We start from the raw sequence: 15,023 nt of genomic DNA on the forward strand, positions 1-15,023 counted from the left end.
CAGGCAATAAATAACAATAATTCTTATTGTTATTTATTGCCTGGCGTTTTTCCATGTCCTCCACCGCGCGGCCCTCGGAGCATTCTCCTACCGAGTTGTATCAAGCGCATCACTCCTGGCTGCAAGAGTGGCTTCGGCGCAGGCTGGGATGCCGCCATGATGCCGCCGATCTGGCGCACGATACTTTCGTGCGAGTGTTGGCTGGCCGGCATACCGACACCATCCGCGAACCTCGCGCCTTCCTGACCACGCTGGCCCAGCGCACGCTGTTCAGTTTTTGGCGTCGCCGCGAACTGGAACGCGCGTATCTGGATAGCCTGAGCGCCATGCCGCAAGCCAGCGCACCCAGCGAAGAATCCCGCGCCCAGGTGATCGACGCGTTGATGCACATCGACCGCGCATTGCAACGCCTGCCGCCCAAGGCGCGCCAGGCCTTCCTGTACAGCCAGCTTGATGAACTGAGCTATAGCGAGATCGCAGCGCGCATCGGCACGTCGGTGATGACGGTGCGCCGCTATATGAAGCAGGCCATCACGCTGTGCGTGACGGTGCGTCTGTCTGCATGACGTCCCCCATGCAGCAGTTGCCCGCCGACCTGCAATCGGCCGTGGACTGGATGGTGCTGCTGTCCTCCGGTAGCGTGCCGCGCGCCGACCGGGCGCGTTTCGAACAATGGAAGACGTCCGATCCCCGGCACGAGGCGGCCTGGGAAACTGTCAACGCCGCCGTCAAAGACCCCTTTGCCACGCTGGCCGACGTTGAGCAGCGGCAAGCTGCCGGCGCGGCCTTGCTTACCGCGCCGGGCCGGCGCCGGGCGTTGCGTAATGCGTTGGCCGTGGCGCTGGCCGCGGGCGGTATGGCGGCGCTGGTTGACCGCCAGATTCCCCTGCGCACGCTGACCGCCGACTTACGCACGGGCACCCGCGAACGCCGTACCTATACCTTGCCGGACGGCAGTGAGCTGACGTTGAACGCGCGGTCGGCCGTGGACGTGGATTTCAGCGCGGGCGTGCGTCTGGTGCGCTTGGCGGCGGGCGCGGTCTATGCGCGGGTGGCGCCAGATGCGGCGCGCCCCTTCATCGTTGCCACCCGCGATGGCGAAGTGCAGGCGCTGGGCACCGTCTTCAGCGTGGCGCGCGAGGCTGAGGCATGCGTCGCCAGCGTGGTCGAACACAGCGTCGAGGTGCGCGCGGCGGGCCAGCGCAGGATCCTGCAAGCGGGGCAGGGCCTGCGCTTTGATTCGCGTGGCCTGGGCTCCCCGGACCACGCCCTGCGGGACGCCGCCGCGTGGCACGCAGGCATGCTGGTCGTTCATGACCGGTCCTTGGGCGAAGTGGTCGATGCGCTGCGGCCGTACCGACGCGGCATCATCCGGATAACGCCGGCGGCCGCGCGGCTGCGGGTACTGGGCGCGTTTCCGTTGGACGACACCGACCGCTCGCTGGAATCGTTGCGGCAGACCTTGCCCATCAGTGTCAGTTCGCTGGGCGGCTGGTTCGTCGGTATCGACGTGGTGCCTCGCGCGTCCTGAAAATAAATGAACACTTTTGCCCCCGTCGTGGGACATCCCTCCTGAAACACCACACTGTTGCAGGAGAATCCATGTTTCATCGTCCCCCGCTGCGGCCGCTGGCCGCCGCGCTGTTCATTGCCCTGACCCTTCCCACGGCGTATGCCCAGACGACGCCGGCCGCCGCGTCGGCCCGGGCCGTCCTGCATTTTGATTTGCCGGCGGCCGCGCTGGGCGACACGCTGACCCGCATCGCGCGCCAGAGCGGCCGCGCGGTGTCCGTCGACCCTGTCTTGGTAGCCGGCCGCAATGCGCCGGCTATCGTGGGCGATTTCACGGCGGAAGACGCCGTGCGGCGTGTGCTAGCCGGCAGCGGGTTGGAGTTGGCCGTAACGGCCAACGGCACCCTGAGTGCCCGCCGCGTAGTCGAAGGCACCACGGTGCTTGAGCCCGTGCGGGTCACCGGGTCGCTGGAGTCTCCCACCGGTCACGTTGACGGCTACGTGGCGCAGCGCGCCATGTCCGGCACCAAGACCGATACCGCGCTGATCGAAACACCGCAATCGGTGTCGGTCGTTACCAGCGACCAGATCCGCATCATCAAGGCGGCTTCGGTGGCGGACGCCTTGGGCTACACGCCGGGCGTGTCGGCGCAATCGCCCGCGTTCAGCCGCATGGTGGACGACCTGATGCTGCGCGGCTTCAACGTGGCGGCCGGCAACTCGGGGCAGCTGCGCGACGGCCTGAAGCTGCAATCCAGCGTCTACGATGGCGGTCAAGAGCCCTATGGGCTTGAACGTGTTGAAGTGCTGCGCGGCGCATCGTCCGTGCTGTATGGGCAGTTGAGCCCGGGTGGCGTGGTCAACACGGTCAGCAAGCGGCCAACGGCCGACACGCTGCGCGAACTGAACGTAGAGGCCGGCAGCTACGGCCGCCGCCAGGTGTCGGGCGACTTCGCCGGCGAGCTGTCTGAAGACGGTGCATGGACCTACCGTTTGACCGGCCTTGCCCGCAATGCCGACAACTGGGTGGATCATGTGCCCGACGATCGCACGTATCTGGCGCCCGCGCTGACATGGCAGCCTTCGGCGGCCACCTCGCTGACCCTGCTGGCCAGCTATCAGCGCATCCGCACGCGCTTTGCCGCGCCGATGCCCGCGGCCAATACCTTGAACGGCCAGGTGCCGCGCGACCTGTTCATCGGCGAGCCCGATTTCGACCGCTACGACACCGACACCTACACGGTCGGCTATCTGTTCGAACACGCCTTCAACGATCGCGTAAAACTGCGTCAAAGCGCCCGCTACTTCACGGCGGACGGCAAGTGGGACTACCTGAGTTTTGGCGCGTTGCAGGCCAACGGCCAGACCTTGCGCCGCGGCGTCGTCAGCCGCGACGAACATTCTTACGGCGTTGCGACCGATACGTCGCTGGAACTGAAGCTGGACGGAGGAGCCCTCCAACACACGGTCCTGGCTGGCCTGGACTACTACCGCAGCGGCTACGATTCGCACCGTCATGCGGGAACGGTGGCCCCGTTGGCGAACATATACAACCCCGTCTACGGCGCGGTTCCCATCATCAACACCGCTGCCGATTACGGGATCAATACGCGCGGCGATTCGCTGGGCCTGTACTTGCAAGACCAGATCAAGATCCAGGACAAATGGGTGCTGGTGCTGGGCGGCCGCCAGGATTGGGCCAATACCGACCAAAAGAGCTACACCACCGGCGCCACCACGCGCTTGCGAGATACCGCCACGACGGGTCGCGTCGGCTTGGTCTATGTGGCCGACAACGGCTTGGCGCCATACGCAAGCGCCAGCCAGTCGTTCGCGCCCACCGTGGGTGTGGACCGGGCGGGCAACGCCTTCAAGCCCACCAAAGGCACGCAATTCGAACTGGGCCTGCGCTATGAACCGCCGGGCGGCAACATGCTTTACAGCGCCGCCGTCTACGACCTGACGCAGACGAATGCGCTGACCAGCGATCCGACCGACGCCACGTATTCCGTGCAAAGCGGGCGGGCCCGATCACGCGGCCTGGAACTGGAGGCCAAGGCGCGCCTGGGCGCCATGAACCTCACCGCCAGCTACGCTTACACCGATGCGCGCACCACGCGCAGCACCGTGCCCTCGCTGGTGGATCAGCGTATCGCGCTGGTGCCGCTGCACAGCGCTTCGGTCTGGGCCGATTACAACCTGAGCGCCATCGGCGTGACCGGTCTGACCGTCGGCGCGGGCGTGCGCTACGCCAGTTCGACGAACCTGCCCGGCTATCCCGCCAACGTGCCGGGGCAATTCCTGGTCGACGCGATGACGGCTTACGACTTCGGCGCCCTGGATCCGTCCATGTCAGGGTTGTCGTTGACGGTGAACGCGCGCAACCTTTTCAACCGCGGGTACCTGGCGTGCGCCGGCACGACAGGGTGCCGTTATGGTGAGCCGCGCACGCTGTATGCCACCCTGAGCTATCGCTGGTAAACCGTGGAAAACCCCTAGCGCAACGCGGGCCGGCATGCCGCTCAGGCCCGCTCAACGACCCTGTCCCCTGTGCTAATCTCGTCGACGGCCACGCATATTTATCCCTATGCGCGTGCCGACGATGGCTGCGCTTGGGGTCACACGCCCTTGGCAATGCCTTGGTAGGAAGAAAACGCGTGACACGATCAAGCGTGGAGACAATATATGAGCCAGTATGGGCCGTTGAAGTTGCACGTCCCCGAGCCTACAGGGCGTCCGGGTTGCAAGACCGACTTTTCCTATCTGCATCTATCGCCGCCCGGCGAGGTGCCCAAACCCCCCATTGATGTTGCCCCGGTCGATACCGGCGCGCTGGCGTACAGCCTGGTGCGAGTGATCGACGACGACGGCCGCGCGGTCGGGCCATGGGCGCCCGAGATCAGCAACGATCTGATGCGCGCCGGCATGCGGGCCATGCTGAAGACGCGTATCTTCGACGGGCGCATGCTGACGGCCCAGCGCAAGAAGAAGATTTCGTTCTACATGCAAAGCCTGGGCGAGGAAGCCATCGGCTCCGCTCACGCGCTGGCCCTGGAACAGGGCGACATGTGTTTTCCCACCTATCGCCAGCAAAGCATCCTGCTGTCGCGCGATGTGTCGCTGGTGACGATGATGTGCCAGCTGATGTCCAACGAGCGCGACCCGCTCAAGGGTCGCCAGCTGCCGGTCATGTATTCCGACCGACCCAACGGCTTTTTCACGATTTCCGGCAACCTGGCCACGCAGTTCATCCAGGCGGTGGGCTGGGCGATGGCGTCGGCCATCAAGGGCGACACCCGCATCGCCTCGGCCTGGATCGGCGACGGCGCCACCGCCGAAGCCGACTTCCACACCGCGCTGACCTTCGCGCACGTGTATCGCGCGCCGGTCATCCTGAACGTGGTGAACAACCAGTGGGCCATTTCGACGTTCCAGGCGATTGCCGGCGGCGAAGGCGCCACCTTCGCCGGGCGCGGGGTGGGCTGCGGCATTGCGTCGCTGCGCGTGGACGGCAACGATTTCCTGGCGGTGTATTCCGCCTCGCGCTGGGCCGCCGAACGCGCCCGCCGCAACTTGGGCCCAACCCTGATCGAATGGGTGACCTACCGCGCCGGCCCGCACTCGACTTCCGACGACCCTTCCAAATACCGGCCTGGCGATGACTGGGCGCACTTTCCGCTGGGCGACCCGATCGAACGCTTCAAGAAGCACCTGATCGGGCTTGGCATCTGGTCCGACGCAGAACACGACGCCGTGCGCGCCGAGCTCGACGCCGAGATCGTTGCGGCCCAAAAGGAAGCGGAAAGCTACGGCACCCTGGTGGACGGCCACGTCCCCAGCGCCGCCAGCATCTTTGAAGACGTCTACAAGGACATGCCGGAGCATCTGCGCCGGCAGCGCCAGCAGCTCGGAGTCTGACCATGGCAATCGATAACAACGCTGGTCCGGCCTCGGCGCCGATGACCATGATCCAGGCTTTGCGCTCGGCCATGGATGTGATGCTGGAGCGTGACAACAACGTGGTGGTGTTCGGACAGGACGTCGGCTATTTCGGTGGCGTGTTCCGGTGCACCGAAGGCCTGCAAACCAAGTACGGCAGCTCGCGCGTGTTCGACACGCCCATTTCCGAAGGCGGCATCGTCGGCGTCGCCGTCGGCATGGGCGCCTACGGCTTGCGGCCCGTTTGCGAAATCCAGTTCGCGGATTATTTCTACCCCGCCTCCGACCAGATCGTGTCCGAGGCCGCGCGCCTGCGCTATCGCTCGGTGGGCGAATTCATCGCCCCGATGACGATCCGCATGCCCTGCGGCGGCGGCATCTACGGCGGCCAGACCCACAGCCAAAGCCCCGAAGCCATGTTCACGCAGGTCTGCGGGCTGCGCACGGTAATGCCGTCCAACCCCTATGACGCCAAGGGCCTGTTGATTGCGTCCATCGAGAACGATGACCCGGTGATCTTCCTGGAACCCAAGCGGCTGTATAACGGCCCCTTCGACGGCCACCATGATCGCCCCGTGACGCCGTGGACCGGCCGCCCGGGCAGCGTGGTGCCCACCGGTTACTACACCGTGCCGCTGGACACCGCCGCCATCGTGCGCCCCGGCAACGCGCTGACGGTGCTGACCTACGGCACCACGGTCTATGTGTCTCTGACCGCCGCCGAAGAAACCGGCATCGACGCCGAGGTCATCGACCTGCGCAGCCTGTGGCCGCTGGATCTGGAGACCATCGTCAATTCCGTGAAGAAGACCGGCCGCTGCGTCGTGGTGCACGAAGCCACGCGCACCTGCGGGTATGGCGCGGAATTGATTGCGCTGGTCCAAGAGCATTGCTTCCATCACCTGGAGGCGCCCGTCGAGCGCGTGACCGGTTGGGATACTCCCTATCCGCATGCGCAGGAATGGGCGTACTTCCCCGGCCCGCGGCGGGTTGGCGAAGCGTTCAAACGCGCGATGGAGGTGTGACATGGGCATTCATATCATCAAGATGCCCGACATCGGCGAAGGCATTGCCGAGGTCGAACTGGTGGGCTGGCACGTCAAGGTGGGCGACACGGTTGCCGAAGACCAGCCGCTGGCCGATGTGATGACCGACAAGGCCACGGTGGAAATCCCGTCGCCGGTCGTCGGCACAGTGCTCGCGCTGGGTGGTGACGTGGGCCAGGTGATGGCCGTGGGCGGGGAATTGATTCGCCTGGAAGTGGAAGGCGAGGGCAATGTGCGACCGGGCTCGGGCGCGCCGGGGCAGGGCGCGCCGGGGCAGGGCGCATCGGCAGCGGCCAAGCCGGCAGGCGGCGACGCGTCGGCGTCCACGTCCACGTCCACGCAAGCTGAAGCTGGCGGGAATGCCGGGGGGGCTGCTGGCGCGAAAGCGGGCGGCATCGCGGGCCAGATCGCCGCGTCCATGGCGCCGGCGTCTGCCTCGGCTGCTGCACCGGCCCAGCCCAAAGGCAATCAACAAGCCAGTGCGCAATCTTCTCGACAAGCGGGGCATCAACCCGGGCAACACGCCGCGCGGTCCGCATCCGCGGCGTCCACCGCGCCCGCCGTGCCGCGCCAGCCGGGCGATAAACCCTTGGCCTCGCCCGCCGTGCGCAAGCGCGCCTGGGACTTGGGTATCGAACTGCGCTTTGTTGCCGGCAGCGGCCCGGCCGGCCGCGTCATGCACGAAGACCTGGACGCCTATCTGCAATCGCAAGGCACAGGCAACGCGGTGCGCGGCGGGTCGGCGTATGTGGAACGCCATGACCAGGACGTGGTGCCCGTCATCGGTTTGCGCCGCAAGATCGCGCAGAAGATGGCCGAGTCCAAGCGCCGCATTCCGCACTTCAGCTACGTCGAGGAAATCGACGTGACCGAACTGGAAGACCTGCGCGTGCAGCTCAACCAAAAATGGGGCGAGTCGCGCGGCAAGCTGACCTTGCTGCCGTTGTTGGCGCGCGCCATGGTCGTGGCGTTGCGTGATTTTCCGCAGATCAATGCGCGCTATGACGACGAAGGTGGCGTGGTGACGCGTTACGGCGCCGTGCATATCGGCATCGCGACGCAAAGCGATGGCGGCCTGATGGTGCCCGTGATGCGACACGCCGAAGCGCGCGACCTGTGGTCCATGGCCGCCGAGATCGGACGCCTGGCGCAAGCGGTGCGCAGCGGCACGGCCGGGCGCGACGAGCTGACCGGGTCCACCATCACCATCACCAGCCTGGGGCCCTTGGGCGGCATCGTCACGACGCCGGTCATCAACCACCCCGAGGTCGGCATCGTCGGCGTGAACCGGATCGTTGAACGGCCCGCCTTCCGCAATGGCGCCGTGGTGGCGCGCAAGCTGATGAACCTGTCGTCGTCGTTCGACCACCGCGTGGTGGACGGCATGGACGCGGCGCGCTTCATCCAGGCGGTGCGCGCGCTGCTGGAACAACCCGCGCTGCTTTTCGTGGAGTAAGCATGAGCCAGATCACAAAGACAACGACCTTGCTGGTGATCGGCGGCGGCCCCGGCGGGTACGTGGCCGCCATCCGCGCCGGCCAGCTGGGCGTGCCGACCATCCTGGTCGAAGGCGCGCAGCTGGGCGGCACCTGCCTGAACATCGGCTGCATCCCGTCCAAGGCGCTGATCCACGCGGCCGAGGAATTCGACAAGGCACGTCACTACGCAGGCGAGTCTGCCCTGGGTATCTCGGTATCCCAGCCCGCCATCGACATTACGCGCACGGTGTCCTGGAAGGACGGCATCGTGGGCAAGCTGACGGGCGGCGTGGGCGCGCTGCTGAAGAAAAACGGCGTGCAGGTGGTGCAGGGCTGGGCCAGCCTGCTGGACGGCAAGACGGCCGAAGTGGCCACCGCCGACGGCGGCACCTTGCGCATCCAGTGCGAACACCTGCTGCTGGCGGCCGGGTCCGAACCCACGCCGCTGGTGTCGATGCCGTTTGGCGGCATGGTGGTGTCGTCCACCGAGGCCTTGTCGCCCACGTCCATCCCCAAGCAGTTGGTGGTGGTGGGCGGCGGCTATATCGGCCTGGAACTGGGCACCGTGTACCGCAAACTGGGCGCGCAAGTTGCCGTGGTGGAAGCGCAGGACCGCATCCTGCCCACCTACGACGCCGAACTGACCAAGCCCGTCGCCGCCGCGCTGACCAAGATGGGTGTGTCGCTGCATCTGAGCCGCAAGGTGCTGGGCCTGAACGGCGCGGGCGATGCGGTGCGCATCCAGGATGCGTCAGGCGCCGAAACCCTATTGCCGGCCGACCGCGTGCTGATCGCCGTGGGCCGCCGGCCGCGCACGCAGGGTTGGGGCCTGGAAAGCCTGCAACTGGACCGCAAGGGCAATGCGCTGCGTATCGACGACCAATGCCGCACGTCGATGCGCGACGTCTGGGCCATTGGCGATATCGCCGGTGAACCGATGCTGGCGCACCGCGCGATGGCGCAGGGCGAGATGGTGGCGGAACTGGTGGCGGGCAAGCGCCGCCACTTTCAGCCGGCCTCCATTCCCGCCGTGTGCTTCACCGACCCGGAAGTCGTGGTGGCGGGCTTGTCGCCCGATGATGCCCAGGCCGCGGGGCTGGACTGCCTGGCCGCGTCCTTCCCGTTTGCCGCCAATGGCCGCGCCATGACGCTGGAGTCCACCGACGGCTTTGTCCGCGTGGTGGCACGGCGCGACAACCATCTGATTGTGGGCTGGCAAGCGGTGGGGCGCGGCGTGTCGGAATTGTCGACGGCGTTCGGCCAGTCGCTGGAAATGGGCGCCACGCTGGAAGACGTGGCGGGCACCATCCACGCGCATCCGACGCTGGGCGAAGCCGTTCAGGAAGCCGCGTTGAAAGCGCTGGGCCACGCGCTGCACATCTGACGTGGCCTGGTGCGCGGATAGATGCACGGCCGGTAGGGGCAAACGCCGCTGCCGGCCGTAGTCGTCCTTAACGGCCGTTGCCGGGCGTCATTTTTTTACCGGCTGCTGCCCGCCGTAATCAATTCAACGGCCGCCGTCGATATACGGCCGGGCTTGCAGCACGATGATGTTGTCGCCTTGCACGGCCCATTCGATGTCCTGGTCCACGTTGCCCAAGCGCAGCTTGATCTGGTTGCCCACGGCCGCCAGCCGCGCGACCAGCGCATCGTTCAACACCTGCCTTGACCCTTCGATGGGCACCTCGCGCACGCCGCCTGCCGCGTCCGCGACCAACTGCGTGTCCTCGGCCGACCGGCTCAGCACCTGCACCGCCTTGGACCACGTCGAATACATCAGCTGTTCAGCCTGGCGCTTGCCTTCCACCACCTTGATGCCCAGGCCGCGCTTGGCCGAGATGTACGTCACGTAGCGGCGCGAGGCATCGAAGGGGTCGCGCGTGATCATCACGCCGGAACTGTCCGAGGCCGCCGCCGACTGCACCAGCACCGCCATCACCACGCCACCCTGGCCGATGCCGGCCGCGCGCCGCGCTTCGTACGCCTCGAAGTTGTAGACCGACGCCCATACCGTCTGCACCGCTTTCGCCAAGGCATCCGGCTGCGTCACGTTCGGCACCGTGGTGTACAGGCCCGCGCCGCTGAACCCCGGCAAATCCTCGGAATTGGACGAACTACGCACGAAGACGCCGCGCCCCTTCAACTGCGTTCTCCAGCGTTCCCGCCAGGCGTCGGCAAGCGCGGCGTCGGGCGGGGCGTTGACGATGTCCTGGCGCAACGCGGCCAGTTCGGCGCGGCGCACATTGGCGTCGCCGATAAAGTCGGGCCGCTGTTCCAGCGCCGCGATGCGTTCGGGCACGCCCAGTCGATCCATGAACCCGGCGTACTGCGCGAAGGGTATGCAAAAGCCGTCCGGCACGCTGGCCAGCGGCGGCAGGGCGGCTTTCAGCGCGCCCAGGTTTGCGGCCTTGACGCCGCAATGCCGGCTGTCGCGCGTGGCCATGCCGGTCAGCGGCTTGATGGCGCGCACCGACAGGTCGGGCTTGGGCAGCGCCACGGCGGCGCGCGGCGGGGGCAACGAGCCCGCGTCCGGACGCGCAATGCGCTCGACGTGATAGCCGTTGCTGTTCACCGTCAGTTGCACCCATTGGCCATCATGCTCGCGCAGCACGGCCACGGCATCGCGCACATACGCATTGGGAATGCGCCACCCCTTGGCCAGCAGATTCACGTGCGACAACAAGGTGGACGGGCGTTGCGTGACCAGCCCGGCGACAGGCGGCAGCGCAACCGGCACTTCGTCCAGCACCACGATGTCGGTCGGCGCCAGGTCGGGCGTATCCTCCACCGACTTCACAATACGCAGACGCCCCTGTGCGCGGCCGGTATTGAGCGGCAGAAAGGTCTGCTCGCGCAGCAGCGCCTCTTGCGTCACGAAAGCCAGTCCGGCCGATTGCGCCGTCTGCTCATGCATCGTGGAATTCGCCTTGAAGCGCACCGGCTCGTAAAAGGTGCTGTGCAACTTGTCCTGGGTCAGGCGCAGCAGCGTGGGCGTGACCCGGTCGCCTTCCCAAAATTCATAGGTGTAGCCCGGCAGGTCCCGCTGCCAGCTCAGCGTGCCGAACAGCAGGCGCCGGTCGGGGTCCTTGTACTGCGCAATCAACGTGGCCTTGTCCATGCCGGGCAGCAGCTGGCGTTCACGCGCAAAGTTCTCGTGCAAGGTGTAGCGCGGCGTGTCCAGGTAGTAGATGCGGTCGCCGCGCTGTCGATCAATCACGAACAACACATGGGGAATCTCCAGCGGCGTCCCGGCGTTGTAGACGCGCGCCAACTGCCGGAATTCGGCCTCTGTGCGGATCTGGCCCAGAAGCCCTGGCCCGCCACGCTTGGCGCTTTCCGCCAGCCTGGCTTCGCGTTCATCCGGGCGCAACGGGCGCTGGTTTTCGTAGGGCGACGGCTTGCGCGCCGTCTGCGCCTGGGCAGCCAGCCCCCAGCCGGCGGCCAGCAGCCCGGCCAAGGCAAGCACAAGCAGTTTCGGCCGGCGCGGCGGGCCAGGACGACGTAAGGCGGCAGTGGGGCGCATCAAGGAGCAGGGCGCATCAAAAAAGGAGGCGGATCGCAAGAGGTTGCGATCATATCGGAGCGGCCACGCCGGCCCGTAGTGGGATGTTTCCAGGTGTGGCCAAGCGTGTGAGCCGGGGGGGGGGTGAATCGGTCCCACGCTGACTCCCGACACGAACGGTACGTTGTTGGTGCTCTTTCCCGATTTTCCCGAGGCTGCCAGTGTCGCAACCGATGAACGGGCAGCACTCTGTCACCTTGCCCGCCGTGGTTACCAGCAAAGTGTTCCTGTCCAACGAAATGATTCGCCAAGGGGTTCGCAAAGCCGAGATGGCTCGACGTCTGGGCGTTCATACGCCCCAGGTTGATCGCCTGTTGAATCTGCGGCATTCGTCGCGCATCGAACAGGTAGAAGCGGCGCTGGAAACCCTGGGCCGCAGGCTGGACGTGTCCATCGCGTAGCCGATACGCCTGCATGCCTTGAACGCAACAAGGCCCCCAACCGGGGGCCTTGTCTTTACCGCAACCCGCTGGGCGGTGGAATCAGCCTTGGGCCGTTTCCGCCAGCACGCGGCGGGCTTCTTCGGCTACGCGTTCGGGGGCGGTGCCGCCGATGTGTTTGCGGGCGGCAACCGAGCCTTCCAGTGTCAGCACGTGGTGGACGTCGTCGCCGATCTGGGCGTGGTAGGCCTTGAGCTCGTCGGTGGACAGGTCGGCCAGGTCGCAGTTGCGTTGTTCGCAGTCGCGCACGGCGTGGGCAACCACTTCGTGGGCGTCGCGGAACGGCACGCCGCGCTTGACCAGGTAGTCGGCCAGGTCGGTGGCGGTGGCAAAGCCTTGCAGGGCGGCGGCGCGCATGTTGTCGGCCTTGACCTTGATGCCGGCAGCCATGTCCGCGAAGATGGTCAGCGTGTCGCGCACGGTGTCCACGGTGTCGAACAGGCCTTCCTTGTCTTCCTGGTTGTCCTTGTTGTAGGCCAGGGGTTGGCCCTTCATCAGGGTCAGCAGGGCGACCAGGTTGCCGTTGACGCGGCCGGTCTTGCCCCGGGCCAGCTCGGGCACGTCGGGGTTTTTCTTTTGCGGCATGATCGAGCTGCCGGTGCAGAAACGGTCGGCCAGGTCGATGAAGCCCACGCGCGGGCTCATCCACAGCACGAGCTCTTCGGACAGGCGCGACACGTGCGTCATGATCAGCGCGCCGGCGGCGCAGAATTCGATGGCGAAGTCGCGGTCGGACACGGCGTCCAGCGAATTGCGGCACACGCCGTCAAAGCCCAGCGTCTTGGCGACACGTTCGCGGTCGATGGGGAACGACGTGCCGGCCAGCGCGGCGGCGCCCAGCGGCAGGCGGTTCACCCGGCGGCGGCAGTCGGCCAGGCGCTCGGCGTCGCGGCCAAACATTTCGGCGTAGGCCAGCAGGTGGTGGCCGAAGGTGACCGGCTGGGCAACTTGCAGGTGGGTGAAGCCGGGCATGATGGTGCCGGCGTTATCCAGCGCGACGGCGGCCAGCGCATGACGCAGCTGGCGCAGCAGGTCTTGCAGGTTATCGATTTCGTCGCGCAGCCACAAGCGGATGTCGGTGGCGACCTGGTCGTTGCGTGACCGGCCGGTGTGCAGGCGCTTGCCCGCATCGCCCACCAGTTCCACCAGGCGCTTTTCAATATTCAGATGCACGTCTTCCAGATCCAGCAGCCATTGGAAGCTGCCGGCGTCGATTTCAGACAGGATCTGCGTCATGCCGCGCTGGATGTCGGCCAGGTCCTGGGCGCCGATAATGCCCTGGGCGGCCAGCATGTCCGCATGCGCGAGCGAGCCCTGGATGTCGTGTCGCGCCAGGCGCTTGTCGAAATCCACGGACGCCGTATAGCGTTTGACGAGTTCGGATACCGGTTCCGAGAACCGGGCGGACCAGGCCTGCGCCTTGTTGGCGAACTGGTTTTGATCGGGGGAGGGAGTGTTTGCCATGATGGGCGGAATTATAGGGCCTGCCGACAAGCCGGCGCACGCGTTGGCGGCGGGGCCGCGATTTTTGGGGACGGGAACGCGCGTCGCACGCCACTTGTCGGATAATCCCCCGTTGGTTTCAAGAACGTAGAGCGAGTACAAAACATATGCCCATGGAATGGGAAGAACTGGTGACCCAGCTGGACGCCCACATGCCGCACGAAGCGTGGGCGCAGACGCTGGTCGGCGCCGGCGTGCTGGTCCTGACGGCGCTGTTCGTGCAGTGGGTGGTGGCGCGCGTGGTGCTGCTGCTGGCGCACCGGGTGCTGGTCCTGAGCGGCCGGGGCGACTGGGACAAGGCCCTGCAACGCCGCCGCGCGTATCAAAACCTGTGGTACGCCGTGCCGTTTGCCGTGGTGTCGATGGGTATCGGCCTGGTGCCGCATGCCGAGCGGGCGGTGTCGGTGGTGGGCCGGTTGGCGCATGCGGGCGCGTGGATCTGCGTGTTCGTGGCGTTCTCGGGCGTGTTGAGCGCCTGGCAGGACACGTATTCGGCGACCACCCGGGCGCAGACGCGGTCCATCAAGGGCTATATCCAGATCGGCAAGCTGGTCCTGATGGCCGTGTGCACCGTGCTGGTGCTTTCCATCCTGATCGACCGCTCGCCGCTGTGGATGATTTCGGGCCTGGGCGCGCTGTCGGCCGTGCTGCTGCTGGTATTCAAGGACACGCTGCTGTCCCTGGTGGCCAGCACGCAGTTGACCAGCAACGACATGCTGCGTATCGGCGACTGGATCGAAATGCCGCAGTCCAACGCCGACGGCTTCGTCAAGGACATTGCGCTGCATACCGTCAAGGTGCAGAACTGGGACAACACGGTCACCACGGTGCCGACCTACAAACTGTTCTCGGAAAGCTATCGCAACTACCGTCACATGTTTGAATCGGGCGGCCGTCGCATCAAGCGCACGCTGCGCATCGATGCGGCCAGCGTGCGCTTTCTGACCGACGAAGAAGCCCGGCAACTGATGCGGTTTCGCCTGTTGCACGACTATCTGCAAGCCAAGACGCTGGACATCGCCCAAGCCAACCAGACCATGGGTGAACTGGCCAGCGTGCCGGCCAACCGCCGCCGCTTGACCAACATCGGTACGTTCCGCGCCTACGGCCTGGCCTATCTGAAACAGAACCCCGAAGTGCGCCAGGACATGGCCATGATGGTGCGCATGATGGAACCGGCGTCCGACGGCATCCCGGTCGAGGTCTATTGCTTTACCGCCGTGACCGCCTGGGTGGAATATGAGCGCATCCAGGGCGATATCTTTGACCATCTGCTGGCCATCCTGCCCGAACTGGGCCTGCGCCTGTACCAGCAGCCGTCGGGCGCGGACTTTGGCGCCATGGGCAGCCAGCTGCGCGAAAGCGCGATCCAGGCCGCGCTGGCGGCCGAACGCGAGCGCCCCGGGCTGGTCTTGCCCGACGGGCACGGCGCGGCGTCGGCGCAGCGTGGCCCCAGCGACGGCAAGGTGCCCGGCCAGCCGTAGCCGGCCCAGTCGCCATGAGATAATCCGCGCGTTGGAATTTAGTCTTCATTGACCCCAGG

Annotated in this window: 11 protein-coding genes; 9 read left to right on the forward strand and 2 right to left on the reverse strand. The window is 66.2% G+C overall.

Annotated features, from left to right (window positions below):
* Positions 1-53: 53 nt before the first annotated feature.
* The 7 genes from DVB37_RS09930 to lpdA all read left to right on the forward strand — a co-directional run bounded on the left by DVB37_RS09930 (position 54) and on the right by lpdA (position 9,359).
* Positions 54-566 (forward strand): sigma-70 family RNA polymerase sigma factor, encoded by a 513-nt coding sequence (locus tag DVB37_RS09930; RefSeq protein ID WP_104144916.1) that lies wholly within the window; start codon positions 54-56, stop codon positions 564-566.
* On the forward strand, positions 563-1,531 hold the full coding sequence (locus DVB37_RS09935) for a FecR family protein (protein WP_120154894.1): 969 nt from the start codon (positions 563-565) through the stop codon (positions 1,529-1,531). The genes DVB37_RS09930 and DVB37_RS09935 overlap by 4 nt, the downstream gene beginning before the upstream one ends.
* A 71-nt stretch (positions 1,532-1,602) precedes the next feature.
* Positions 1,603-3,993 (forward strand): TonB-dependent siderophore receptor, encoded by a 2,391-nt coding sequence (locus tag DVB37_RS09940; protein WP_120154896.1) that lies wholly within the window; start codon positions 1,603-1,605, stop codon positions 3,991-3,993.
* A gap of 204 nt (positions 3,994-4,197) precedes the next feature.
* Positions 4,198-5,430 (forward strand): 3-methyl-2-oxobutanoate dehydrogenase (2-methylpropanoyl-transferring) subunit alpha, encoded by a 1,233-nt coding sequence (locus DVB37_RS09945; RefSeq protein WP_046804594.1) that lies wholly within the window; start codon positions 4,198-4,200, stop codon positions 5,428-5,430.
* Positions 5,431-5,432: 2 nt separating this feature from the next.
* The gene (locus DVB37_RS09950) at positions 5,433-6,476 is read left to right on the forward strand and encodes an alpha-ketoacid dehydrogenase subunit beta (RefSeq protein ID WP_046804595.1); all 1,044 of its coding nucleotides are present in this window, start codon (positions 5,433-5,435) and stop codon (positions 6,474-6,476) included.
* A 1-nt stretch (position 6,477) separates the two neighbouring features.
* Entirely contained in the window at positions 6,478-7,953 is a 1,476-nt protein-coding gene (locus tag DVB37_RS09955; protein WP_120154899.1) for a dihydrolipoamide acetyltransferase family protein, read from the forward strand.
* A 2-nt stretch (positions 7,954-7,955) separates the two neighbouring features.
* Positions 7,956-9,359 carry a dihydrolipoyl dehydrogenase gene (gene lpdA, locus DVB37_RS09960; RefSeq protein WP_120154901.1) on the forward strand — a complete coding sequence of 468 codons (1,404 nt, stop codon included), beginning with the start codon at positions 7,956-7,958 and terminating at the stop codon, positions 9,357-9,359.
* Positions 9,360-9,482: 123 nt separating this feature from the next.
* Here the strand turns inward: lpdA and DVB37_RS09965 are convergent, their stop codons facing one another.
* Positions 9,483-11,498 carry a PEP/pyruvate-binding domain-containing protein gene (locus DVB37_RS09965; RefSeq protein WP_120154903.1) on the reverse strand — a complete coding sequence of 672 codons (2,016 nt, stop codon included), beginning with the start codon at positions 11,496-11,498 and terminating at the stop codon, positions 9,483-9,485.
* 200 nt (positions 11,499-11,698) lie between these two features.
* On the opposite strand from DVB37_RS09965, the gene DVB37_RS09970 reads away from it, so the two are divergent.
* Positions 11,699-11,938: a hypothetical protein gene (locus DVB37_RS09970; protein ID WP_319305777.1), complete on the forward strand. Its 240-nt coding sequence runs from the start codon at positions 11,699-11,701 to the stop codon at positions 11,936-11,938.
* Between the two features lie 81 nt (positions 11,939-12,019).
* Here the strand turns inward: DVB37_RS09970 and argH are convergent, their stop codons facing one another.
* Entirely contained in the window at positions 12,020-13,441 is a 1,422-nt protein-coding gene (argH, locus tag DVB37_RS09975) for an argininosuccinate lyase (RefSeq protein ID WP_104144922.1), read from the reverse strand.
* 152 nt (positions 13,442-13,593) lie between these two features.
* Between argH and DVB37_RS09980 the strand changes: the two genes are divergently transcribed.
* Entirely contained in the window at positions 13,594-14,964 is a 1,371-nt protein-coding gene (locus DVB37_RS09980) for a mechanosensitive ion channel family protein (protein ID WP_046804647.1), read from the forward strand.
* The last annotated feature ends 59 nt before the right edge of the window (positions 14,965-15,023 follow it).

The sequence above is a fragment of the Achromobacter sp. B7 genome (assembly GCF_003600685.1).
GTDB classification, from domain to species: domain Bacteria; phylum Pseudomonadota; class Gammaproteobacteria; order Burkholderiales; family Burkholderiaceae_B; genus Achromobacter; species Achromobacter spanius_B.

Coding starts and splice junctions, on each gene's coding strand:
- DVB37_RS09940 (WP_120154896.1), top strand. CDS start 1,603: ATGTTTCATCGTCCCCCGCTGCGGCCGCTGGCCGCCGCGCTGTTCATT.
- DVB37_RS09950 (WP_046804595.1), top strand. CDS start 5,433: ATGGCAATCGATAACAACGCTGGTCCGGCCTCGGCGCCGATGACCATG.
- argH (WP_104144922.1), bottom strand. CDS start 13,441: ATGGCAAACACTCCCTCCCCCGATCAAAACCAGTTCGCCAACAAGGCG.
- DVB37_RS09930 (WP_104144916.1), top strand. CDS start 54: ATGTCCTCCACCGCGCGGCCCTCGGAGCATTCTCCTACCGAGTTGTAT.
- lpdA (WP_120154901.1), top strand. CDS start 7,956: ATGAGCCAGATCACAAAGACAACGACCTTGCTGGTGATCGGCGGCGGC.
- DVB37_RS09980 (WP_046804647.1), top strand. CDS start 13,594: ATGGAATGGGAAGAACTGGTGACCCAGCTGGACGCCCACATGCCGCAC.
- DVB37_RS09955 (WP_120154899.1), top strand. CDS start 6,478: ATGGGCATTCATATCATCAAGATGCCCGACATCGGCGAAGGCATTGCC.
- DVB37_RS09945 (WP_046804594.1), top strand. CDS start 4,198: ATGAGCCAGTATGGGCCGTTGAAGTTGCACGTCCCCGAGCCTACAGGG.
- DVB37_RS09935 (WP_120154894.1), top strand. CDS start 563: ATGACGTCCCCCATGCAGCAGTTGCCCGCCGACCTGCAATCGGCCGTG.
- DVB37_RS09965 (WP_120154903.1), bottom strand. CDS start 11,498: ATGCGCCCCACTGCCGCCTTACGTCGTCCTGGCCCGCCGCGCCGGCCG.